General features: G+C 50.2%; 23 protein-coding genes. 5 read left to right on the forward strand and 18 right to left on the reverse strand.

The features are described 5' to 3' along the window. Positions 1-4: 4 nt before the first annotated feature. The gene (gene cbbX / locus SIC18_RS12025) at positions 5-928 is read right to left on the reverse strand and encodes a CbbX protein (RefSeq protein ID WP_413429764.1); all 924 of its coding nucleotides are present in this window, start codon (positions 926-928) and stop codon (positions 5-7) included. Then, positions 912-1,163 (reverse strand): 4a-hydroxytetrahydrobiopterin dehydratase, encoded by a 252-nt coding sequence (locus tag SIC18_RS12030; protein WP_048346877.1) that lies wholly within the window; start codon positions 1,161-1,163, stop codon positions 912-914. The genes cbbX and SIC18_RS12030 overlap by 17 nt, the downstream gene beginning before the upstream one ends. 328 nt (positions 1,164-1,491) lie before the next feature. Between SIC18_RS12030 and SIC18_RS12035 the strand changes: the two genes are divergently transcribed. Both SIC18_RS12035 and fldA read left to right on the forward strand, forming a co-directional pair. Then, on the forward strand, positions 1,492-1,695 hold the full coding sequence (locus SIC18_RS12035; protein WP_413429765.1) for a hypothetical protein: 204 nt from the start codon (positions 1,492-1,494) through the stop codon (positions 1,693-1,695). A gap of 306 nt (positions 1,696-2,001) precedes the next feature. Then, complete coding sequence (gene fldA / locus SIC18_RS12040; protein ID WP_048346879.1) at positions 2,002-2,511, forward strand: flavodoxin FldA; 510 nt, start codon at positions 2,002-2,004, stop codon at positions 2,509-2,511. A gap of 42 nt (positions 2,512-2,553) precedes the next feature. Here the strand turns inward: fldA and SIC18_RS12045 are convergent, their stop codons facing one another. The 14 genes from SIC18_RS12045 to SIC18_RS12110 form a co-directional block, all read right to left on the reverse strand. Then, the gene (locus SIC18_RS12045; RefSeq protein ID WP_048346880.1) at positions 2,554-3,513 is read right to left on the reverse strand and encodes an NAD(P)/FAD-dependent oxidoreductase; all 960 of its coding nucleotides are present in this window, start codon (positions 3,511-3,513) and stop codon (positions 2,554-2,556) included. Then, positions 3,510-4,271 carry an alpha/beta fold hydrolase gene (locus tag SIC18_RS12050; RefSeq protein WP_413429766.1) on the reverse strand — a complete coding sequence of 254 codons (762 nt, stop codon included), beginning with the start codon at positions 4,269-4,271 and terminating at the stop codon, positions 3,510-3,512. Before SIC18_RS12050 ends, SIC18_RS12045 begins: the two co-directional genes overlap by 4 nt. A gap of 377 nt (positions 4,272-4,648) precedes the next feature. Then, complete coding sequence (locus tag SIC18_RS12055) at positions 4,649-4,942, reverse strand: 2Fe-2S iron-sulfur cluster-binding protein (RefSeq protein ID WP_048346882.1); 294 nt, start codon at positions 4,940-4,942, stop codon at positions 4,649-4,651. Positions 4,943-5,654: 712 nt separating this feature from the next. Continuing rightward, positions 5,655-6,797, reverse strand: coding sequence for a CO2 hydration protein (locus tag SIC18_RS12060; protein ID WP_048346883.1), 1,143 nt, complete (start codon positions 6,795-6,797; stop codon positions 5,655-5,657). Next, positions 6,794-8,299: an NADH-quinone oxidoreductase subunit M gene (locus SIC18_RS12065; protein WP_413429767.1), complete on the reverse strand. Its 1,506-nt coding sequence runs from the start codon at positions 8,297-8,299 to the stop codon at positions 6,794-6,796. Before SIC18_RS12065 ends, SIC18_RS12060 begins: the two co-directional genes overlap by 4 nt. A 7-nt stretch (positions 8,300-8,306) precedes the next feature. After that, positions 8,307-10,085 carry an NAD(P)H-quinone oxidoreductase subunit F gene (locus SIC18_RS12070; protein ID WP_413430554.1) on the reverse strand — a complete coding sequence of 593 codons (1,779 nt, stop codon included), beginning with the start codon at positions 10,083-10,085 and terminating at the stop codon, positions 8,307-8,309. A gap of 145 nt (positions 10,086-10,230) precedes the next feature. After that, positions 10,231-10,770, reverse strand: coding sequence for a BMC domain-containing protein (locus tag SIC18_RS12075; protein WP_048346885.1), 540 nt, complete (start codon positions 10,768-10,770; stop codon positions 10,231-10,233). A gap of 46 nt (positions 10,771-10,816) precedes the next feature. Next, a complete protein-coding gene (locus SIC18_RS12080; RefSeq protein ID WP_011619878.1) occupies positions 10,817-11,068 on the reverse strand; it encodes a carboxysome peptide B in 252 nt (83 codons plus the stop codon). Continuing rightward, positions 11,068-11,352, reverse strand: coding sequence for a carboxysome peptide A (locus SIC18_RS12085; protein WP_048346886.1), 285 nt, complete (start codon positions 11,350-11,352; stop codon positions 11,068-11,070). The genes SIC18_RS12080 and SIC18_RS12085 overlap by 1 nt, the downstream gene beginning before the upstream one ends. A gap of 2 nt (positions 11,353-11,354) precedes the next feature. Then, entirely contained in the window at positions 11,355-13,130 is a 1,776-nt protein-coding gene (locus SIC18_RS12090) for a carboxysome shell carbonic anhydrase (protein ID WP_413429768.1), read from the reverse strand. Between the two features lie 7 nt (positions 13,131-13,137). After that, a complete protein-coding gene (locus SIC18_RS12095) occupies positions 13,138-15,525 on the reverse strand; it encodes a CsoS2 family carboxysome shell protein (protein ID WP_413429769.1) in 2,388 nt (795 codons plus the stop codon). A gap of 99 nt (positions 15,526-15,624) precedes the next feature. Then, on the reverse strand, positions 15,625-15,966 hold the full coding sequence (locus SIC18_RS12100) for a ribulose bisphosphate carboxylase small subunit (RefSeq protein ID WP_011619882.1): 342 nt from the start codon (positions 15,964-15,966) through the stop codon (positions 15,625-15,627). A gap of 103 nt (positions 15,967-16,069) precedes the next feature. Then, entirely contained in the window at positions 16,070-17,482 is a 1,413-nt protein-coding gene (locus SIC18_RS12105; protein WP_011619883.1) for a form I ribulose bisphosphate carboxylase large subunit, read from the reverse strand. A 68-nt stretch (positions 17,483-17,550) separates the two neighbouring features. Next, the gene (locus SIC18_RS12110; RefSeq protein WP_006169870.1) at positions 17,551-17,862 is read right to left on the reverse strand and encodes a BMC domain-containing protein; all 312 of its coding nucleotides are present in this window, start codon (positions 17,860-17,862) and stop codon (positions 17,551-17,553) included. A 321-nt stretch (positions 17,863-18,183) separates the two neighbouring features. Between SIC18_RS12110 and SIC18_RS12115 the strand changes: the two genes are divergently transcribed. Further along, entirely contained in the window at positions 18,184-18,786 is a 603-nt protein-coding gene (locus SIC18_RS12115; protein ID WP_250395072.1) for a non-canonical purine NTP pyrophosphatase, read from the forward strand. A gap of 42 nt (positions 18,787-18,828) precedes the next feature. On the opposite strand, the gene SIC18_RS12120 is transcribed toward SIC18_RS12115, so the two are convergent. Further along, complete coding sequence (locus tag SIC18_RS12120; RefSeq protein WP_048346891.1) at positions 18,829-19,614, reverse strand: BMC domain-containing protein; 786 nt, start codon at positions 19,612-19,614, stop codon at positions 18,829-18,831. Positions 19,615-19,710: 96 nt separating this feature from the next. Here SIC18_RS12120 and SIC18_RS12125 point away from each other — a divergent pair, with 96 nt between their 5' ends. After that, complete coding sequence (locus tag SIC18_RS12125; protein ID WP_048348248.1) at positions 19,711-20,115, forward strand: hypothetical protein; 405 nt, start codon at positions 19,711-19,713, stop codon at positions 20,113-20,115. 19 nt (positions 20,116-20,134) lie between these two features. Here the strand turns inward: SIC18_RS12125 and SIC18_RS12130 are convergent, their stop codons facing one another. Further along, complete coding sequence (locus SIC18_RS12130) at positions 20,135-20,659, reverse strand: hypothetical protein (protein WP_413429770.1); 525 nt, start codon at positions 20,657-20,659, stop codon at positions 20,135-20,137. Positions 20,660-20,811: 152 nt separating this feature from the next. Between SIC18_RS12130 and SIC18_RS12135 the strand changes: the two genes are divergently transcribed. Next, positions 20,812-22,098, forward strand: coding sequence for a ferredoxin:protochlorophyllide reductase (ATP-dependent) subunit N (locus SIC18_RS12135; RefSeq protein ID WP_250395069.1), 1,287 nt, complete (start codon positions 20,812-20,814; stop codon positions 22,096-22,098).

Here is a 22,098-nt window from a genome sequence, read left to right on the forward strand (position 1 = left end):
CAGATCAAGGAGCGTCAAAAATCGTTGTCAAAGGCTGAGAAGGATCACGCCCCTCGATCTCACCCTGAAAGACACGACTCGCCAAGACATCTTCTGCTTCGATGGTGGTCAGATCATCGCGATCAAGGGATTGATCGAGGCGAGAAAACAAACGATTCGCTTGACGGAGTCTCAGACGATCAAGAGCATTTCGAATCGAACGAGCATTCGCAAAGAATGGCAACTGACGCCTCCTCTTGATGTAACGACAGAAGGCATCATGCGCTGATTCGCTGAAGTGGTAATCCTGCTGATTCAGAAGAAGGAGGGCAATCGCCATGAGCTCCTCTTCGCTGTAATCAGGAAAATCAATATGGTGAGCAACGCGCGAGGACAGACCTGGATTGGATTGATAAAAACTAGCCATTCGATCCTTATACCCAGCAAAAATCACAACAAAATCTGATCGCTGCCGCTCCATATCTTGCAATAAAATTTCAATCGCTTCCGCTCCATAATCACGCTCATTATCGGACTTATAGAGATAATAAGCCTCATCAACAAACAAAACACCACCCAAGGCACGCTTAATCATCTCACGAGTTTTTGGTGCTGTATGTCCAACATATTGCCCCACAAGATCGTCGCGAGTCACGGTCACAACATGCCCCTTTCGCAAATAGCCAAGACGATGAAGTATTTGAGAAATACGCTTAGCAACTGTGGTTTTTCCCGTACCGGGCCTACCAGTAAATGACATATGCAGACCAGGGGCTGTGCTTTGCAAATCCAACTGCTGACGAGCTTGATCCACCAGAAGTAAAGCCGCAATTTCACGAATGCGAGTCTTCACGGGTTGCAAGCCAACCAACTCCTGATCCAACTGCTCAAGAACCTCGGCAACACCTGAATCGGCATAGGCAGCGGCCAGATCAATAGAAGAGGGCATCAATCCCTGAAGCAAAGCAACGATCATCATCACTCAGCTGACTGTCATTGCCTTCAGCCTCAGGACGCAGGGTGATATTCACATAGGTTCGGCCAAAACTAATATCAGGAAATCTTTGCTTCGCTTCGCTGAAATCACCAAGCCGATCAAGAAAATCACGCGTAGCGCTGTAGCTTTCAAACTCAAATCGGCGTTCAAGGCAAACTGGCCTTTTGCGCTCATGCCACTGATCCATAAAACCATCCTTTCATCAGACACAAACCTAGTAGAGAACGTGCCACAGGCAGAAGAAATAAGTTTAAAACTCAACCTACAACTCGAAGGGAATAGAGTGTGAATATCTCCGCAAAGAGAGAAATAGACACATAATCGAAAGCGGTAACAATCGCCAAGCAAAGAAAACTTGACGCAAAAAGATCACGATCCCTCGTCAAGCAAGACAAAAGAATGAACAAATATCATGAAAACTTAAAATAGATACATAGCAACGATAATTATGATACGCAAAACAAGACACGAGCAAACAGACTTGAAAACGTCAAATCTCAAGGTTGAAAAACCGAATGGATAACCTAGAGGAATTTCGACGATCACTTGAACGCAGTTATAGAAAGAATGATGCCAAGCAAAAAATCAATGTAGTAGCCGGCAACCTTGAAAGAGCAAAATCAGAATTAAGCGCTAAGGCAATTACTACCTTCAACACGATTAAGTCAGCAGAAAACGAACTGCAAAATAGAAGCACCTGGCAAAACAGCGTCCAATAAAAGGAACCCAAAAAGGAACACTATGAAAGAAACAAACATCAGGCTGCTCGAATCATTTATTGAGACCATTGAGTCAAGCAGAATCAACAGAGAGCGCTGGCTCAAAAAAGTTGGGCAAATCGGGCTTGAGCAAACGCTCGGAGAATACAACAAGTCAATACAAATCAATCCAACAAAAGTATCGAATGATCAAAAGCAGAGAGATTAATGAGACAATCAAATCGCAAGAATATACAGCAATAAGCACTCAGATGCACAAAGCCTGGAGTTGGAAACATTCAAAATAGATTGGTCTACGATCAAGTCATGGCCTACACAATCTTTTTCGCAACATCCACAGGAAAAACTGAAGATGTTGCCGACAAACTCAAAGATCTATTACCAGGTACAGAAACTAAAGATGTAGACAATATCGGATCTGCAGCAGAGCTAGCTGAAGCAGAGGCACTCATATGCTGTGTTCCTACATGGAATACAGGCGCAGATGAGGGTCGCTCTGGAACAGCTTGGGATACCTATGCTGAAGAGATACCAAGTATGGATTTCAGCGGAAAATCGGTAGCAATTGTAGGACTTGGTGATTCATCATCCTACTCTGACTATTTCTGTGATGCAATGGAAGAATTATACACTGCATTCATACAAGCAGGCGCAAACCTAATCGGGAAAGTACCAACAGACGGGTACACATTCGCAGAGTCAAAAAGTGTAATTGATGGCAAGTTCTGTGGCTTAGCTATTGACGAAGACAATGAGTCAGACCTAACAGATCAACGCCTCAGCGACTGGGTCAAACAAATAAGTTCTGAAGCTTAAAAGTGAAACAAGAAAGCGCCCATAATGGGCGCTTTTTAGTGATTATTTATGCACCCAATCAACACGGAACTCAGTTCTAGAGTTGAGAAATTTGTCAATTGACATTGCAGCAATACAACCATCTGAGCAGGCAACAACAGCCTGCTTGAAAGGAGTGTTACGAATATCTCCTATCGCCCAAACTCCAGGAATAGACGTCATCATATTCTCATCCACATCAACTCCTCCATCGGCTCGAAGTGGAATCATTCCATGAAGGAAGTCGGTTATAGGGAGCGTCCCTGTAGAGTATAAAAATGCTCCAGTCACATCCAAGGAGAAAGTTTTTTTATCTTTCGTTGATTGAACCTTTGCAGAATTTAATCCGGAATCAGATCCATGAATAGACAACAATTTAGTTCGTTCCCATTGTTTTACATTGGGAAGATCTTTAAGTAACTCAACGCGATTCGTAGATCGACTTGGCTTTCCACTTGTAACCCAATGAACTGTTTTTGCAAATTTAGTGAGAACAAGTGCCTCATCAACAGCCTCTTGATTAGAGCCATAAACCAAGACATCCTCATTGCGATAAAAAGCAGCATCACAGGTAGCGCAGTAACTAACACCACGACCTAAAAATTCCTTCTCTCCTGGAAGAGTCGAAGTCCTGCCCATCGCGCCTGTCGCTAAAACGATCGTGCGTGAACGAAAAACACCTTCCGGTGTATAAACAAGTTTTTGATCGCCAGACAAATCTAAGCTGAATACTTGAGCGCGCAGATAATTTGTTCCATAAGAAATAGCCTGTTCTCGCATCATATCAAGCAGATCAGACCCAGATATCTCATTAGAGACTCCAGGATAATTAGCTATTTTATGAGTAATAGCCAAAGCCCCTACCGATTTATTTTTATCTAAAATATAGGTCTTTAAGGATGATCTAGACGTATAAAGAGCACAGGAGCACCCGGCAGGGCCACCTCCTATAATCAACACATCGGTATCAATATAATCTGTCATGATGAAATTTTTCTCGAGAGTGAAGGGTTGAATTGATCTGGAAATGCAGTTGAAAATGAATCAGGAATCATCTCGAGAAAAGAGTTAATCAATTCTCCATACAATTTTGGCTGTGAAAAATGAGAAAAGTGATGACCTCCTGGTAAAGAATAGAAGCGGTCGCCATTGTTTAAATGAGGCTTCCAACGGAGAGCGGAGTTCTGATCAATAACAAAATCATGAGAACCATTGATGATCGACAAGGGAATGTCAATCGAAGAAAGATTGGGTAGAAGCGAATGTGAAGCAATAGACCCAGGAATAAAATCAGAATCAAGACATTTTTCAAAGAATCCAGAAAGAACTAAATTAGTATAATTGGATTTTTTATCGAACAAAAGTGGAACAATATGAGACAAGATAGATGATCTTGCACAGGGTAATTTCCGCCTCATTTCCAAATAATGACTCGTCCATTGATTGGTAGAGATAGGGTCAACAGAAATCAAAGTAAGTGAACGAAACAATGTTGGGAATTGTCGCGCAAACAAAGATGCGACAGTACCACTAAGGCCATGTGCTACAACATGAGGAGGAGAGTCCAATTGATCAACAGTTTCTCTAAGAAAGTCAAAAATCGTGGACAATGAGCATATCTCATCAAGATCATGCTGAAAAGACCAACGGCGTACATGCCTTGACTGACTTAAAATGCAAGCAAGCTTCTTATTAAAGCAAAAAACAGAAGGCTGCAAATCAATCCAAAGAATCGATGACATGCTTAGATTATGCTTTTATTATGTTGGTTCACCATTAGCGATCGCAGGAACGAAGAAGCACAGCATTGAGATCAATATGTTACGAACGAACCAGACGAATGATCACCATTCATCCCAGGTATGACCTTAATAATTCCTTGCTGTACTTTTAATTCTAACGTAGAAATTAATCGATACTCAGCACTATCGGCAGTACTCTTCAAAAAAGAAAGTGCATTCAATGCAGAGAGGGGGATTACCATTGAGGTAACTGCATCCAAGTAGATTGCCACAGTAGACGAGATTTTCATGAAGCAAAATGAGAAGTTGGAAGAGCAATAAGAAGCTAATGAAGCCAAGCACTTAACGAATGAGAAGCTGAAAACCCGAAGAAGCAATCACCAAAGTTCTTCTTCACAATCGGTCTTGACGATCAAGTCAGAGGTGGCATAAGCTACACATAAGAGTGCATATTTATCTTTAATCTGTGCCTCATCTAGAAAGCTTTGATCACTTTGATCCAAAGTCCCCTGAAGAAGTCGACCTACGCATGAACTACATGCACCAGCGCGGCAAGAGTAGGACATATCTATACCCGCTTGCTCTGCTGCATCCAAAATATACTCATCATCAGGACAGTGAAATGAGACCTCTCCTTGAGGTGTCATCAGCTGAACATTAAAAAATGTCATCGCGAGAAAAGTCCAGCTACTACTTTATTACATTCGTCTATCAATTCGAAACATCGAGTGATCGGAAACGTATCATTTAGCACTTTTAGCTTAACAATGGCAACAACCGGCTAGACACTTAGACGAAAATCTGCGACCAAAGATATGCCCAAGATGGCTAATCTGATAGAACTCAGAAGATCATCTTATCAATAACTTATAGGCGCACTTGATAGCATTAAAAGGCGAATTTAATCAACATGAAAGAAGAAAGATTTTCCCACTTCCTAGGTTCAGCCAATGGATGGAGATCCAAGCGCTTAAGGCTTGCAATCGCCTTAAGAAAACAAGGATGGTCTTATCAGCAAATAGGAGAGCATTTAAGTACAACTCCACGTTCAATAGGGAGGGATATTAAATGTTTCGTTATTAAATCGAAAGAGAAACTAGCCCTGCAGGTCCAAGTACCATCATGATCCAAAACAAGGCTGATCAGAGTCAAACCAAGTGACTCCCAGGATGAAAAATCCAATCATCAAGCATCTGGGCCAACTCCTCGCACCAGGGTAAAACTCAGGATCATCGTGATCTTTCATTGGGAGGGTCTTAACTACTGAGCAATTATCTGTCAATCAGCAATGAACATATAAGCAGCAAAGAATGTGAGACGAATCAATCAGTCACACAAGCTTCAAAATTGTTCAAAACCGGGTATTTATGAATACAATAATAATTAGAGAAGTGCTCCTCGCTGACATCCCATCAAGCGCTCAGACCATGATTCTGCATAAGCTCGATTGGCTTTTTGCTGATCAACATCAGTTGTATCAAGGGGATGTGGCATCGTGCCGGAGATTGCACCATTGGTGACACAAAACATCGATTTTTGAAAACTAATGCAGATCTGAACATGAACATCATGCATTCCTCTGCCATGCGACTTGTACCAGTCACTGAGTTCCTCTGGAAGATTTCGGTACATATCTTGCATGCACAAACTTGGAGGAATCCCAGCTCCCATACTGGGAATTGGATCTGCGTACAAGGCTCCATACTTGAAATCGCTGATGTCAGCTGAAATTTGTCGGGCCTGAGCGTTATACGAAACGGTTCCCAGGAAGGGCATTCCTCTAAAAAAGACAGCCTCCACGTATGGAACAGCCACATCAACCAGAAATGTCAGTCCGGCCTCTGGAGGTAGAACCCATACGTCTTCGTTCCCAACCGTAACTTTATAAGTCATCGGATTACCAGCAGCTGCAACTAAGCCATCTCTGATGTGATGAACAGCATCAATAACAGAACCAATTTCACCGTTGCGATATCGGCGAGAAAGATCGAGGAACAGGTCACTCATCACCCGCCAAAACAGACCAAGGGCATAAATAGTGGCCATCGATCGGATTGCTTCAGGAGCAAAACCTGGATACAGCCGATGCACCAATGCCAACAAGGGATCACGGCGACTACGCAACTCAATGATCTTCTGACAAGTCTCAAGAAAAGGCTCTGAATCGAAATAAGCATCCATGCCGCCAGTGCCGTGCCAAAACATTGCCTTTTGGCAGTATTCGGCATACTCAAAGTTGATGCGATCGCCACGAAGATGCTGCCATAAGCGTTCAATACTGAAACCTTCGTGAAAGAATCGCATCACTGGAAATGGATTCAGCAGCTGGGTTTCACCCTGATTCACCAGGTTGCGGCTGTAAGCATCAAGAACGATCCCGTAGCTATCGAGAACATTGACAATCTGCAAAAGATGATCAGGTGTATCAGCTAGTAAAGGCTCATCAGAGAGTAAACGACGAATCAGCTCTTCACGATCAGGGAGGGTTGGAATCATTGGGACATCATTGATCTTTGTAGCAGTCATGAAAGTCCTCCTGTGATGGGTAAGAGCGCTAATTCGCTTAGACCGGTTGTGGCTGCCTGACTCATCCCAACCAAAAGATCCGGTGCAAGACCCAGGAGCAGCACAATGAAGGACAGCGCGATCGCCGGAAGCTGCTCATGGAGCGGAACTATAGAAAGAACGATTGGATTAGACACTTTGCCTGCAGCAATGGCCAAACGTCCAAAGAAAGCTCGGTTCACAAGCAACAAGAAATACACAGCTGTCAAACCTGATCCCACCATGCAAAGCAAAGTGGCAATTGGAAATGGCTGAAGGCTTCCCCTGAAGACAAGAAATTCAGAGATAAAACCTGCCATACCAGGGATTCCTGCACTTGCCATCACACCCACGATCATCAATGATCCCGTGAGAGGTAAGCCGCGCTGAGGGTTAAGAAGTCCGCGAAGAACATTCAGATCTCTTGTTCCAGTTCGTTCATAGACAACACCGACAGCGAGGAAAAGTATCGCTGAAATCAAACCATGGCTCACCATTTGAAAGAGGGCACCGATCAAGCCCAATGGCGTTGCAGCGGCAGCAGCGAGCAAGACATATCCCATATGACCAACAGAGCTATAAGCCACCATCCGCTTCATATCGGATTGAGCAATGGCAGCTAGGGAGCCATACAGCACAGAAATCGCTGCCCAAAGAGCCAGCCAGGGGGCCGCAACCTCCCATGCCTCAGGGAAGAGACCTAGGCAAAATCGCAGTAATCCGTAGGTACCAAGCTTGAGAAGAACCCCTGCTAAGAGAACCGACACTGGAGTTGAGGCTTCGGTGTGAGCATCTGGAAGCCAGGTATGAAACGGAAAGAGAGGAATCTTGATCCCAAAGCCGATCAACAGCGCCCCCATCAACAACAGCTGGGAGGTGAGCCCCATCTCTCCTGAAAGAATGGGGCGGATGCCAAAATCAACGCCCCCTGTCACAAGAGCGATCCCAAGAAAGGCTCCAAGGATCAGGACTCCAGATACTGCGGTAACAATCAGGAATTTGGTGGAGGCATAAGCTCTGTTAGCACCGCCCCAAATGGCAATCAGCAGCCAAAGAGGAATGAGTTCAAGCTCATAAAACAGGAAAAAGAGCAAAAGATTCTGAGCAAGAAAAGCTCCATTTACAGCGCCGCTAATAATTAACAAAAGCGCAAAATAAATCCTTGGACGATTATCGATCTTTCTCGATGCCACTGCTGACACGAGACATAGAACTGCATTCATCAAAACCAACGGAAGTGAGATTCCATCAACCGCCAAGGAGTAATCCAGTCCAACACTGGGAAGCCAGGGAAAGTGTTCCTGAAGCTGCAAGCCCGAGTTGCTGGGATCAAACCAAAAGAGCACCGCAAAACTGGCAATGCACTGAACCGAAAGAATGACCAGGGTGAGGCGTCTAAGTTGAGCCGGAGTTGATCCCTGAGGCCAAAGAGACAACAGAAGCGCCCCCAAGAAGGGGATGATCAGCAACAGAGTAAGAATCATCATTAGTTCAGTTCAGCCACCAGCTCAGGGATGACAAAAGCAACACAATCGCAGCAATTACAGTTAGAAGATAGCTTTGACTTCGGCCACTGATACTCAACTTCAGGCCTTCTGCACTCTGAAGTGAGAATCGAGCAAGGCCATGCAGTAATCCATCAACAACATTTCGATCAAAGCTGTAAGCAAGCTTCGAGAATAAGGCCACTACATTAACGATCGTCAAGCGATAAAATCTTTCGGTATAGAAATCATTTTCAAGAAGGTCCTGGAACCAACGCAGCACCGGATTGAGAGATCGAGACCAGGCTTTGTTGAGGGGGATGAAAGCTCCTACCAACAAACCGATCAGTCCACTACCCACCACAACAGCAGCCGCCCACAGCGGGAAAGCAAGCAAACCATCAAGAGACTCCAGACGAATCAAAAGGAGCGGAGTTAACACAACAATCACGGCAAGAGACACCATCGGGAAGGCCATCTGCCAGTTCACCTCTGCCGCTCGACGCGTCTTTGTCAGAGATCGACCAAGAAAGACCTGCCGGTACACCCTCGTGAGATTGAGAGCTGTTAATGCATTGGTGAGAAGGAAAACTGGAACAAAAATCACTGAGCGAGCTCCCACCAACTCAACGGCCTGAGCTAGGCAAAGGAATCCTCCTAGGGGGAGAAGTCCCACAAGCCCAGCACTCCCCACCAAATAAGAACCTGTTGTGGCAGGCATTCTCCCACCAAGACCACCAAGCTCAGTGATGTCCTGACAATTGGTGGAAGCGATCACGCCACCCACACTCATCGAAAGCAGTGCCTTCGAAACAGCGTGGGCGAACAGAAGCAGCAGAGCCAGAACGGGCACCTGCAGGGAAATAGCAATAAAGACAAGTCCTAAATAGGCAGTCGTGGAATAGGACAGGGTGCGTTTGATATCCACCTGAGCGATCGAAACCAGAGACCCCCCAATCGCACTGATCGTTCCAATCACCTGGAGAACAACGAGCGTGACTGGCGCGTTCTGCAGAAGAGGCATCACCTTGAGTAAAACAATGGCACCACAGGTCACAACCACAGAGTTGCGAAGAATGGAAGCTGGGTTAGGACCTTCCATGGCTTCATCAAGCCAGAGATGCATCGGGAACTGGGCGCACTTACCCGTAGGTCCAGCAATCAGGCCGAGTCCGAGCAACGTCGCCGCCAGTGGGCTGATTGTGTCTGCAGCAGACCAGGCATAGAGGTCGTCAAAGCTGGTCACGCCTGACCAGGTGGCTAAGGCCACCATTCCCATCAAAAGCATCACATCGCCAACGCGCTTGGTGAGGAATGCATCTCTTGCCGCAGTAACGACAAGAGGCTGGGAGTACCAAAATCCCACAAGGAGGTAGGTCGAAAGCGTGAGCATTTCCAACAGGAAATAGCTCTGGAACAGGGAGTCACTCAAAACAACCCCCGACATCGCTCCTTCGAAAAACCCAAGCAATGCAAAGAACCTGGCTAAGGCCCACTCCTTATCGAGATAGCCGAGGGAATACAACTGAGAGAAAAAACTCAAACCCGTAATCAGCTCAAGAGCAGACACGTTGGTGAGAGAAAGACTGAAGCTGATCTCTAGATTGAGATCAGCCACACTCAGCCAAGGGAACGTCAGAAGAGTGGGTCCAGCGGCCATCACCTCGCGCAAAACCAGGCTTCCATGCACGAAAGCCAGCAGGGTGAGGATGATGTTGAGATAGGCCGCAGGGCGATGGGAATCCCTCCGGAATACCCCCAAAGCCCAAGGCAGTGAGATCAACATCCCGGAAAACCCGTAGAGCGGGATTAACCAGGCGGTTTGCAGTGGCAGCGTTGCAGCTGAGATCAAGGGAAACGGGGCGTTTGCGCCGTTGAAAGGAATGTTGGGGCGGAAATCTAAACGGAGTTGGCGAGACGTGACGTATGGATCACATCCGCCGCGTCACATTCGTACAAGAGAGAGCTGGCTCCACTTCATCGTGAGGCCGAGCAATGATATGGGCAGCCACAAGGCCATCTCCAACACGCTCACAGGCATCAGCTCCAGCGCGAACGGCAGCGTTCACAGCTCCGGTCTCTCCACGAACCATCACCGTGACGTATCCACCCCCGACGTATTCACGACTAATAAGCTGAACTTCGGCAGCTTTTGTCATTGCATCAGCAGCCTCAATTGCCGGAACCATGCCTCGGGTCTCAATCATGCCAAGAGCGATACCGAAGGCAGGCCTGGAAGAAGGACTCGGAGAAGCCTGAAGCGAGGATCCTTTTCCACTACCTCCACTTGTAGGTGTCCCTCTCGAGGCGCTGCGAGCAGACGATCTTGTTGCAGGAGCAGACGCGCTCGCTACAGGCTTCACATCCACAGTTGCCTTCGCTGCTGCTGAGGTGGAGGTAGCAGCTTTGCTAGCTGGTGTTGACCTAGCGGAGTCTGCGCTGGAACGTCGACGGGGTGAAGGAGTGGCCATGAGATGGATTGAGATGAGGGGGAACGGAGAGCAGAACGAGACTTAGTTATCCATCTGGCATCCAGTGGTCGATGATTCCACCGATGGTGAGGTCTGTGAGAACAGTGTTATCTGGACAGGCATGGCGTGCAGCAGAACCACTAGCCGTAAACACCCAGTTACCTTCTCGAGCTCCAACAGGGTCAACAGCAACGAGTTTTTTACCCTTGTTGTTTTTAAGAATTCGCAGGTGCATATGGTCCAAACCTCCGACGCGGAAAGTACACACCAAAGTTCCCATCACCTGCATGATTTCCATTAGCTCTTGGCCTCTTTCGATGCAGATGATGGCTTCGGTGGGTCGGGATCCCAATGGTCAATGATCCCAACAATGGTGAGATCGCTGGGATACGACTTACTTCCTGCAGCTTCTCTAGCTGCAGAACTGCTGACGCAAATCACCCAATCACCGGGCTTCGCGCCAACAGCATCGACGGCCACCTTTTGGGTGCTGCCGTCTAAAACCACCTGAAGGTGTTTGTGTTCAAAATCAGGAATGCGATTTGTAGAAACCAGTGGCTTGACGACCTTGACGATAAGCATGATCAGTGAGCCTCCTGAACTACAGGATCGAGTGTGGACCCTACAACTTCTGCAGGAGATGTTTGAGTTCGATCTCGAATAGTCAAACAGGTATGGAGTAGGCCATCACAAACGAGATCGGAGTAACGATTGGAAATGGCAGAGTTAACTCTCTGACAATCTGAAATCGCTCTTTCGCGCGCACCAGGCACGGAGCTTGAATAATCAAAACGGATCACAACGGGAATCGGCAAATCACGTGAAACGTTTAAGCCTTTAAAGATTTTCACACCAACATCCAAATCAGGTGCCCCTTCTTCAACAGTATCTAGGTGGGCAAAATATGTAAGATTTCGCAAATGGACTTCTTTAAAACCAATACCTACACCAATAAAACGCTCTGCATGACCGGCATCGGGATAAGGACCATCATGAAGATCGGATACGTAATCAATCTGAGAAATATTGTTAGCCATTAAGCGCGTAATCAAGGAGACCATTCCCGAATCCATCGTTCCAGGCGCACCAGATTCAACAGCTTCAGCGATCTGAATTAATGCCTGATCAGGAGACATGGTGGACGTTGCCTGATAAAGATCTTGAGCTGACACCCATCGATCTAACTGAGTTGAACTGTCGCTTGCGGGTGGATGAACCCTGATCGCATCAGTATCGGTATCGAGTCCAATCAGCAACAAATCAACGGAAGCACCACAACAAAAGCTGTTCTCAACAGCTTGTCTGAAATCAAGAAGGCGCTGATATCCAGCTGAGGCTGCCAATTTGTCATCACTTCCGTGGGCAGCGCAGCCCTGATGGCTGGGGTCCAAGGAACTGAAGTGATAGGTCACGACCTTGAGATAACGGGTGTCTTGACTAGCCGCGTTAGGGATGGACTCGCGATAACGCCGGTGTTCTGTTTTGACCCATCTGTTGACCGTATTTTCGACGTCAAACAAGGCACCGGCATGGGAGCGACGACGCACTGAGCTGAACGGAATCCGTAAGGCGTAAGCAATGGAATGAGCCAGCCGACCATCAGCACAAGGCGTCACATCGAGGAGATGGAAGCCACAATCGAGAAGAAAGCGTTCAAACGTTTGCGCCGCTTCACTGCCTGAAGAGGCAGCGAGAGGATCGCTCTGAAAAAAGCAATCACTAAAGACACGATGCGACTCAAAAACACACCACGCGTAGAGCGCCCTCATATCTAATGGGCGAACCCAGGCACGCTCAAGAATGTGCTTGGGTAAGTCAAATCCAAGTTCACGTCGGGCTAACAGCTGAGCTTGATCTATAAAGTCAGCTTGATGTTGAAGTGCTGAAATCTTTTGAAGGACCGGAACAATCCTTTCGAAGCGACCCTTAACTTCCAGTTCATAGGACCGTAAATGGTCATTAGCAACTGAATCCGTTAAGGGATGCAGGCGATTAAATGGTGGACGGTTGGATGTTGAACGGTTGGATGTTGAACGCTTCGAACTGCTTGACAGTGCACTTGAAGACTTTTGATCGCGACGGACCCAGCCTGGCTGTTGCGGCACTGAACGCCGACTGTCTTGGCTTGTCCTGACGCGACCGGCACCAAGCGTGCCTTGAGGCAAGACAGCAGCCTTGCCCGATGTGGTGAGCGCACGCCGTCTTTGAAGAGAGGCATCACGGGCCGAGAGCGGATTGGAATCAGCTTGCTTGGGCTCAGCGGGAGACAAAGAATCAGCTCTCTCTTGTTGCAGCTGACGTCGAGTGGGAGCGGAGGGAGACAGAGGTCGCCCGCCGCGGGAAGGCACAGAGCGGACCATCAGTCGATCAGCCCCTTGCTCCGCCTGAGACGGTAATCAGGGAACCCTTTGAAGTGTTGCCACTGGAACCCGTCACGCGACTTTCTGGCCATTCAGACTGCTCGTTGCGCTTTCGTTCGAATGGGGGCATGGCACCCATCGCGCCAGAGCGGCTGGGATTACGACGACGAGCAGAGACTCCTTCCGTACCGGTCACGTGATCACCACGATCCCAGTCATCACCAGTCACTTTTGTGGACGATCCTTCTCCAGTGACCCTGGAAGCAGGTTCTTCAGTTGCGACTTCAACCTCAGGAGTCGTGGGTTGAAATTGACGTCTGGGTTGCGTTTGGAACTGACGATCTTGAAATTCGCGATTATCGAATCGGAATTGCTCAGTGCCGGTGATTTTGCCACCGGCCAAATCAAAAGGGCCGGTTATGCGGCTGCTGTCTTCGTAAGAGGTGCCGGTGACCCCTTTGCTGGATTCCCGTTGTTGCTGAGCGGCACGGGCAGGAGAAACCACACTGAATCGAGTCCAACTTGATCCTTCAGCAGATTGACCATGGGTCTCGGTTCCCGCTGGTGCTGCTTCACCACATGCCACTGAAAGTTGATCAGCACCAATATATGGAGTTCCAGTCACCGCTTCACAGGCACCACGTTCGGCACCAGTCATGACGCCACCAATACCTGGTTGAAGTCCAGTCATTGGAGCGGCAGGCGTGCCAGGACGGACCGGCGTCCGCTCGCGAATGGCTTGAACAGCGGAGTTACCGCAATATTGACCAGCTTGCTCAAGACCTGCGTAAGGGGTTCCCGTGACAGCCTTACAACTTCCCGGTTCATCACCCGTGACGTTTTCAGAGCGACCGGTGCGCGTGCCGCTCACCACTTGGTTGCGATTGGTGATACTGAATCCAACTTTGGCGGCTTCAGGATCGGGCTTGGCTCCACAAAAAGAGTTGACCTGTTCAGAACTGATGTACTGATCACCAGTCACGCGATGACAGGATCCGAATTCATCACCGGTGACACTTGAGGAGCGGCCTACCATCGTGCCTGTAACACCTGTGCCAGATAGGGTTTCAGACAGACCAACCTTGGCAGCCGGACGTCCTTCGGGAAGGGGGTCTGACCCTAAATATTGATCACCGGTCAAAGAGCGGTTCGCACCAGCTTCATCACCAGTCACGCTCGAGGATCGCCCCACCATCACTCCACTTACAGGTCGGCCTTGCTGAGTCAGGCTGTGGCCAACTTTGCGAGGAGAAGGGGTCGTTCCACCGCAATAGGCGGCGCTTTGGTTGGCCGAAATATATTCCGTACCTGTCACGCTTTTGCAGGTGCCGGGCTCATCTCCAGTGACTTTCTCAGAGCGACCAACTTCGTTACCTGTGACGCGATTGCCATGGGAAGTAGCAGATACACGAACCTTGGCAGGTGTGGTTGGAGTCGGAGCGCTCTGACAGAAGGTCTGAAAGACCTCTGCACCGAGATACTCAGTACCAGTGATGGAACGGCAAGTGCTGGCTTCGTTACCTGTCGTCTTAACGGAGCGATTGGCTTGAGTGCCAGTCACAGTTTGGCCACCGGTGGTCTCCGACTCACCCACCTTCCAGTGCGCATCGGCGGCAGCGGCTTGCTTGGATCCGTTCCGATTCGGGCCTGTTGGACGCGTGACTCCAGCGCTTTGCTTGCTACGAGCTCCTGATTTCGCACGAAGCTCACGTACTTGCTGAGCCAGCTCACGGCTGGTGAGGTCAGGATTCGCCTGACGGGCCACTGCAGCGGCGCTTGTGGGTTGTTTTCCTGCTGTTTTCCCGTGTTTAGACATCGCTTCACGACGGGCTAAAACAAGTGCTCTACTTGGATTTTCGATGGCACGACGCTTTGGAGCTTGGCTGCGACGGGAGGAATTTTTGGTCGAAAGATCCACAGAGACAGCCTGACGAGTCAAACGAGTTGGTGTTTGAACAGCGCCATTGCCGCCACAACCACACTCTTTCTTGCCGGCCGCAGGGGCTGTAGTGGTTGTTGTTGTCGCTGTTTGACGAGCGACCTCAGCCCGGTTTCTGTCTTTGGTTGTATCTGCTGATTTACCACGACGTGACAAGGCTTCTCGGCGCGCGAGCACAAGCTCACGACTCGGTTGACTGACGGGTTTCACCCGAGAGCGATGGGCACCTGATGAAGTTGACAGCGATTGATTTCTTGGTCGCTCAGTAGCGACAGGGGGTGCAGCGTGTGAAGGGGCTACCGCAATTGGATCTGCGTTGGTGCGCGTTTTGCGGGCATCGTCGGCCGACCGAACGCGATTCGCACCTGCTGAAACAACAACGGATGCCTTTTTGCCAGCAGTAGTGAGAGCCTTACGGCGTTCGAGTGCTAGTTCGCGACTAGAAAGTCTTGCCATGTCCGCCCGAGAATGTCTTCGTGAATTGAAGGGAACGAGTCCCTACAGGAAAAGTTGAGCCCTGATCAACTCAGGGCTCGAAATCGTGAAGACGAAGGATCAGCGTCCTTCGAAAACCACGAAACAGGCACCTTGGCCTTGGGTATATGCGTCGTAGCCGACCATGCGCACGTGATGGTCGGGGTATGCGCGATGGCAGGCCTCGAGTTCACTCACTACAACGTTCAAATCCTTCTCACCGAAAAACGGGAGCTTCCAATAGGACCAGTAAGAGGCCATGGAATTGGAAGGATGGACGTGCTCAATGAGCGGGCTCCAACCTTGGGCAATGATGTAAGCGATCTGGTCATAGATCTCGTCCTGGGTCATCGGCGGAAGAAAGCCGAATGTCTCCAGGGTGGCGACTGTTTGGTAGTCACCCACGGTGCTCTGAAAAGGCATGGGGATCACGCTTTAAAAAAATGTTTTGGCTGGACCAAAGTCCTCGAGCCGGATTTATATCGAAGTTCGGGAGAGGGGTGAAAAAATTCACCCCTGTCACCGATCACTGAACGTCGAGTTTGTCGACGGTGTCGAATTCGAACTTGATCTCCTTCCAGGTCTCGAGAGCGATCGCCAGCTCAGGGCTGTGCTTACCGGCTTCCATAAGGATGTCGCGGCTTTCCTTCTCGATTTCACGACCGGCGTTGCGTGCCTTGACGCAGGCCTCGAGGGCCACACGGTTGGCAGCAGCACCAGCTGCGGAACCCCAGGGGTGACCGTGGGTACCACCACCGAACTGGAGAACGGAGTCATCTCCGAAGATGGCAACCAGCGCGGGCATGTGCCACACGTGGATACCGCCGGAAGCAACGGCAAACACACCAGGCATGGAACCCCAGTCCTGATCGAAGAAGTTGCCGCGGCTGCGATCTTCAGGAACGAAGGATTCGCGGAGTTGGTCGATATAGCCGAGGGTGGTCTGACGATCACCTTCCAGCTTGCCGACCACGGTGCCGGTGTGGAGTTGGTCACCACCTGACAAACGCAGACACTTAGCGAGGACGCGGAAGTGAATACCGTGCTTGGGATGACGGTCAATCACAGCGTGCATCGCACGGTGAATGTGCAGCAACATGCCGTTCTTGCGGCACCACTTCGACAAACCAGTGTTAGCTGTAAAGCCACCGGTGATGAAGTCGTGCATGATGATCGGCTGATTGAGTTCCTTGGCGAACTCAGCACGCTCATACATCTCTTCAGGAGTATTCGCGGTCACGTTGAGGTAGTGACCCTTTCGCTCTCCCGTTTCCTGTTCGGCCAGCTTGATGGCTTCTGCAACAAATTCGAAGCGGTTCTGCCAACGCTGGAACGGCTGGGAATTGATGTTCTCGTCGTCTTTGGTGAAGTCCAGACCGCCACGGAGGCATTCATAGACAACACGGCCATAGTTCTTACCGCTTAAGCCAAGCTTTGGCTTAATGGTGCAACCCAGAAGAGGGCGGCCATATTTGTTCATCCGGTCGCGCTCAACGGCGATGCCGTTTGGTGGACCAGCGCAGCACTTAATGAAGGCGATCGGGAAGCGAATGTCTTCCAGACGGAGATGACGCAGTGCTTTGAAGCCAAACACGTTGCCGACCAATGAGGTCAGAACGTTGGTGATTGAACCCTCTTCGAACAGGTCGAGGGGGTAAGCGATGAAGGCATAGAACGACTCCTTGTCACCAGGGACGTCTTCGATGCGATAGCAGCGGCCTTTGTAGAAGTCGAGGTCGGTGAGGAGCTCGGACCACACAGTGGACCAGGTACCAGTTGAAGATTCAGCGGCAACAGCAGCTGCAACTTCTTCTTTAGGGACACCTTCTTGGCCGGTGCACTTGAAGCAGGCCAGCAGGTCGGTGTCTAGGGGAACGTAATCGGGAGTCCAGTAAGTGTCTCTGTACTCCTTGACCCCAGCGTCGTACTTCTTGCTCATGGATTAATTCCGTTAAGTCGGTAAGGGAAAAGAGAGGCGCAACCCCATCAGGGGGTTAACAGCTGATCTCAGTCCTTTTGTCCGAGGAAATTGCCGTTGCCGAGTGCTGGCTCAACTTCGCGATGAGGGCGAGCAATGATGTGCGCCGCGACAAGGCCGTCGCCGACACGTTCGCAAGCGTCTGCACCTGCACGCACAGCAGCGTTTACAGCACCTGTTTCGCCACGGACCAAAACTGTGACGTAGCCACCGCCGACGAATTCACGACCAATCAGGCGCACTTCAGCAGCCTTGGTCATTGCATCAGCTGCTTCGATCGCTGGGACCAGGCCGCGTGTCTCGATCATGCCGAGAGCGATACCCATGGTTTCGTTAGCCATTGCCTACCGAGTAAGGGGGGGTGGAATGTTCGCCGATGACATTGGTCTGTCGGAGGCCAACTCGTCAAGCTGTTTGGGCCTTTTTCGAGATCATTGTCCATGCTGAACCTCATAAGCACTACTGATCACCCTTGCCCGCACTGATCTGAAGCCCTGTGCGGGTTCGCGTGAGCACACCAACACAAGAGGTGGCCAAGGGTCTTCAAACCCCATATCTTTCTCGACGAAGCGAAGTTTTCCGCGTAAGCGGAGTGGAATGTTCAACCCCAGCTGAGCTTCATTTTCGAATCTGAACGATATTTTTTACCCTTAACCCACACAATGGGACTCTTCCGATCTTTTTCAGTGCTCACACTGACGATTGCCAGTGGCAATCCACGCAAAGTTGCTGAAATCGAGGCAATGCTTGGACCTCTGCCACTCAATGTGGTTCGTCAACCTCCCGATCTTGAGGTTGAGGAAACAGGTACCTCCTATCTGGAAAACGCCCTCCTTAAGGCTTCTGCTGCCGCTCAGCTCACAGGCACTTGGACTCTTGCTGACGATTCTGGGCTCGAAGTAGACGCCCTCCATGGCGCTCCCGGTCTCTACACAGCTCGCCTGGCGCCCACAGACGACGAGAAAGTCTCCAAATTGCTGCGATCCATGGCCAATCAGCCCTATCGCAGTGCCCTCTTTCGCAGCGCGATGGTGCTTTGCTCCCCAGATGGAACGTCGATTGAAAGCTCGGAAGGCATTTGTTGGGGTGAACTCCTCAAATCACCTGCCTACCCAGGTGGTGGCTTGGAATCACTCTTCTGGCTACGCGAAACCCGATGCAGCTATGGAGAAATGACAACAGCCCAACTCAGCCGACTTGGAAGTCGCGGAAAAGCTGCCAGGGCCATGGCTCCTCGCTTACGTCAGCGATTAGGGATTCATTGACCAAAACGTTCCTGTTGATTTTGGATCAGCCGGATCAACCCATCACCTTGATGAACAATTGCGATTGATCGATTCAATCGCCCGCATTGCCGCAGCCGCAGCCTCTTCAACATCACCTTCTCTCCCAGCAAGAGTGAGACGTCCAAACGCGCCAACCGCTTTGACATCCACCAACGTGATGTTCGAGGACTTTTCAGCCTCATTCGCAGCAATCAGAACGTAGCCAGCAGGCTCTGTTTCAAGAATGAACATGCTCATGCCGGCTTCGATCATCGATCCTCTGCGGTTCAGACGATTGATAAGGACGGCATGGTCAGGAGTAATAGCCCGAATGACTTCTGTCCAACTGACATCAGCAGGAGTTCGTCGGTCAACGGAACTGCCAATCGCCTCTAGAACCACATCACCGGAGTGGATCACCGTGCTTTGGTCCCGGTGATAAAGCGCCATTGAGCCAAAGGCGCGCTCCACAACCATCTGGCCAAGACGGACATTGCTGGCCTTGAGAGCAATATCCGTGACTCGATGCACCGCCATCCCTGGTGAAACTTCCATCCAAAGACAGGCATCACCTGGGATCGGCAAAAAGCCCTGACTCACGGTGCCCATGTAGGCAGCGAGTTGGGGTTGAAGAGAGTCAAGAAAGACATAAGTGCGCAGTTCAATGGACTGCACATGGCTATTTTGTCTCAATAGCCTTGGGGATTCGCTGTCGGTCGTGACGACACAGCTCGCTCCGCTCGCCGAGGTGTGAACCTCAGTTCCGGTGACGAGAGCGCTTCCGCCTACTCGCCGCTCCCGGGCATCGAAGCTGGCGAAGCGTTTCATTGCGGAGATGTTACCGGAAGGTTGCTCACAAAATTCGTCTCGCGACTTGCATCAGCCAACGGAACCGATACTGTCCGCGCAAATCGGAAGCGCAGAATGGCAGCCAATCAAACCCATAGCCCAGAAACAACCTCCTTGAGTTCTGAGCTCAGCGCCGAGCAAGCGCTCGGGATGATCGGAATGGGCTTAATGCAAAAGCTCAATCAGGAGGGCCCCGGTCGTTGGATTTGGAGCGATGCTGAAGATGGTGGTGCTGCCAATCTTGTTGAGTTGCGCCAAAGACTCGAACTGACAGACCTAGCGATTAAGACAGGAGCCCCATTAAGTACGGCAGAAGTCACCCAATTGCTAGGAGTCCGCCCTAGTTCCGAACAAGTTGAACGAGGGGGGCTAAGGGCAAGCCGTTTGAGCAGAAATGTGTGGCGTCTGACCCAGATCAGCTTGGATTCATCTCAGTCAACAGGTGGATTCGGCGACGATCGTTTCCGTCGTCGCCTTTGAACAGGGTCTTTGATTGCAATTATTCGGAATCAGCCTTGCCGGCGGTGTCGTCCTTCGACTGATCCGAAGAGCTTTCATGGTTTGAATCCGTTAGCTCTTCAACTTCGATGCAATCCGTAGTTTCGGCCAGTTGCTCGCGAGCAGCAATCACAGGAGCTGCTTTCGCTTTGAGTTGTTGAGCTGCTTCCTCGAGGGTCATCGTTTTGCTCTGTCTGATCTGACTCACAAATTTTTCGTAGATCGCAACCTGGTCGCGATATTCATTGAGTTTTGAGGTTTGAAGTTCAATCTCAGCTTTATCGAGAGTGGCGAGAGCTTTTTTAAGCGACTCACCAGCGACCTCAGCGTCTGCAACTGTTGAAGCAGGGGTTAGAGCTTCAACCTTGTCCAATGCTTTTTCGACCTCAGCTGTTGCAGAGCAGACGAGACCAGAGTCCGAAACCACTTTGGCTTCGTCTTTGACTGCTTTTTGCTCAACTGACTGACAGGCCGTTAACGCCAAACCAAGAGCCAAAGCAGCAGGGAAAGCTCGCAAAGACAACATCAGATCGAAGACATCATTTGCGCTGAAATTTAGTCATCTCCAGCGCATCTGGCCCAACTGGAAATCAAGACCCGATCCCGAAGATATTTGTTAGGTCTGAGCACTAAGCGATTCTGACGTCATGGTGACTGATAGGACGTGCCTTAAATGCGATGAGCGTGAATCTGCTCAAGGAATCAGGACCACGGGAAGTGTTCTGTGGTCTGACCTCGATCGTCTGGCTGCACCGCAGGATGCCTGATGCTTTTTTCTTGGTGGTCGGTTCACGCACCTGCGCCCATTTGATTCAAAGCGCTGCTGGTGTGATGATTTTTGCTGAGCCTCGTTTTGGAACAGCGATTCTGAGCGAACGCGACCTAGCTGGCCTCGCCGATGCTCAAGATGAACTCGACCGTGTGGCTCGTGAGCTTCTGGAACGCAGGCCCGAGATCCGCACCCTGTTTTTGGTGGGGTCATGCCCCAGCGAGGTGATCAAACTGGATCTAGCGCGGGCCGCAGAACGACTCAACGATGAATTGAGAGGCCGAGTGCAGGTCGTGAATTATTCGGGGAGTGGAATTGAAACCACGTTTACCCAAGGGGAAGACGGGGCACTTTCAGCCTTAGTGCCCCTGCTGCCCTCCACAGATCAACGTCAACTGTTGATGGTCGGGACTCTTGCCGATGCCGTGGAGGATCGCCTCATTCACCTCTTTGGTCGGATTGGCATCGACACGGTTTGCAGCTTGCCCCCACGCAAGTCCACTGAACTGCCAGGAATTGGCCCAGGAACAACGGTCTTGTTGACGCAGCCGTACCTCACGACAACAGCACGCTTACTTCGCGATCGGGGTGCTCGCGTCCTGACAGCGCCCTTCCCCCTGGGTGCTGAAGGAAGCCGCAGCTGGATGGAAGCCGCAGCAAAAGACTTTCAAATCAACGCTGATCAGGTTGCCACCGTGCTGGATCCGTTGGTAGCTCGCGCTCAAAGCGCTCTGGCGCCACACCGAGACATCCTGAACGGCAAACGAATTTTTCTCCTACCGGAGTCTCAACTCGAACTTCCGCTCGCTCGCTTCTTACAACGAGAATGCGGCATGGAACTGGTGGAAGTAGGGACTCCCTACTTGAATCGCGAGCAAATGGCTGAAGAGCTTGCGCTTCTCCCTGAGGGCACGTCTGTCATGGAGGGACAACATGTGGAGAAGCAGCTGGATCGCGTTCGTGCCACTCAACCCGATCTTGTGGTCTGCGGGATGGGTCTTGCCAATCCGCTCGAAGCGGAAGGAATCGCCACCAAGTGGTCAATTGAACTGGTCTTTAGTCCCATTCATGGCATCGATCAGGCCGGGGAGTTGGCTGAACTTTTCTCCCGCCCGCTGAGACGACGCGAACTCATTCGTCAAGCGCTGAACCCGCCCAGTAGCGCCCCCATCGACTCTGACCCCGTTCACGCCTAA

This window comes from Synechococcus sp. Cu2B8-bc1011 (assembly GCF_047302735.1).
Lineage (GTDB): Bacteria > Cyanobacteriota > Cyanobacteriia > PCC-6307 > Cyanobiaceae > Synechococcus_C.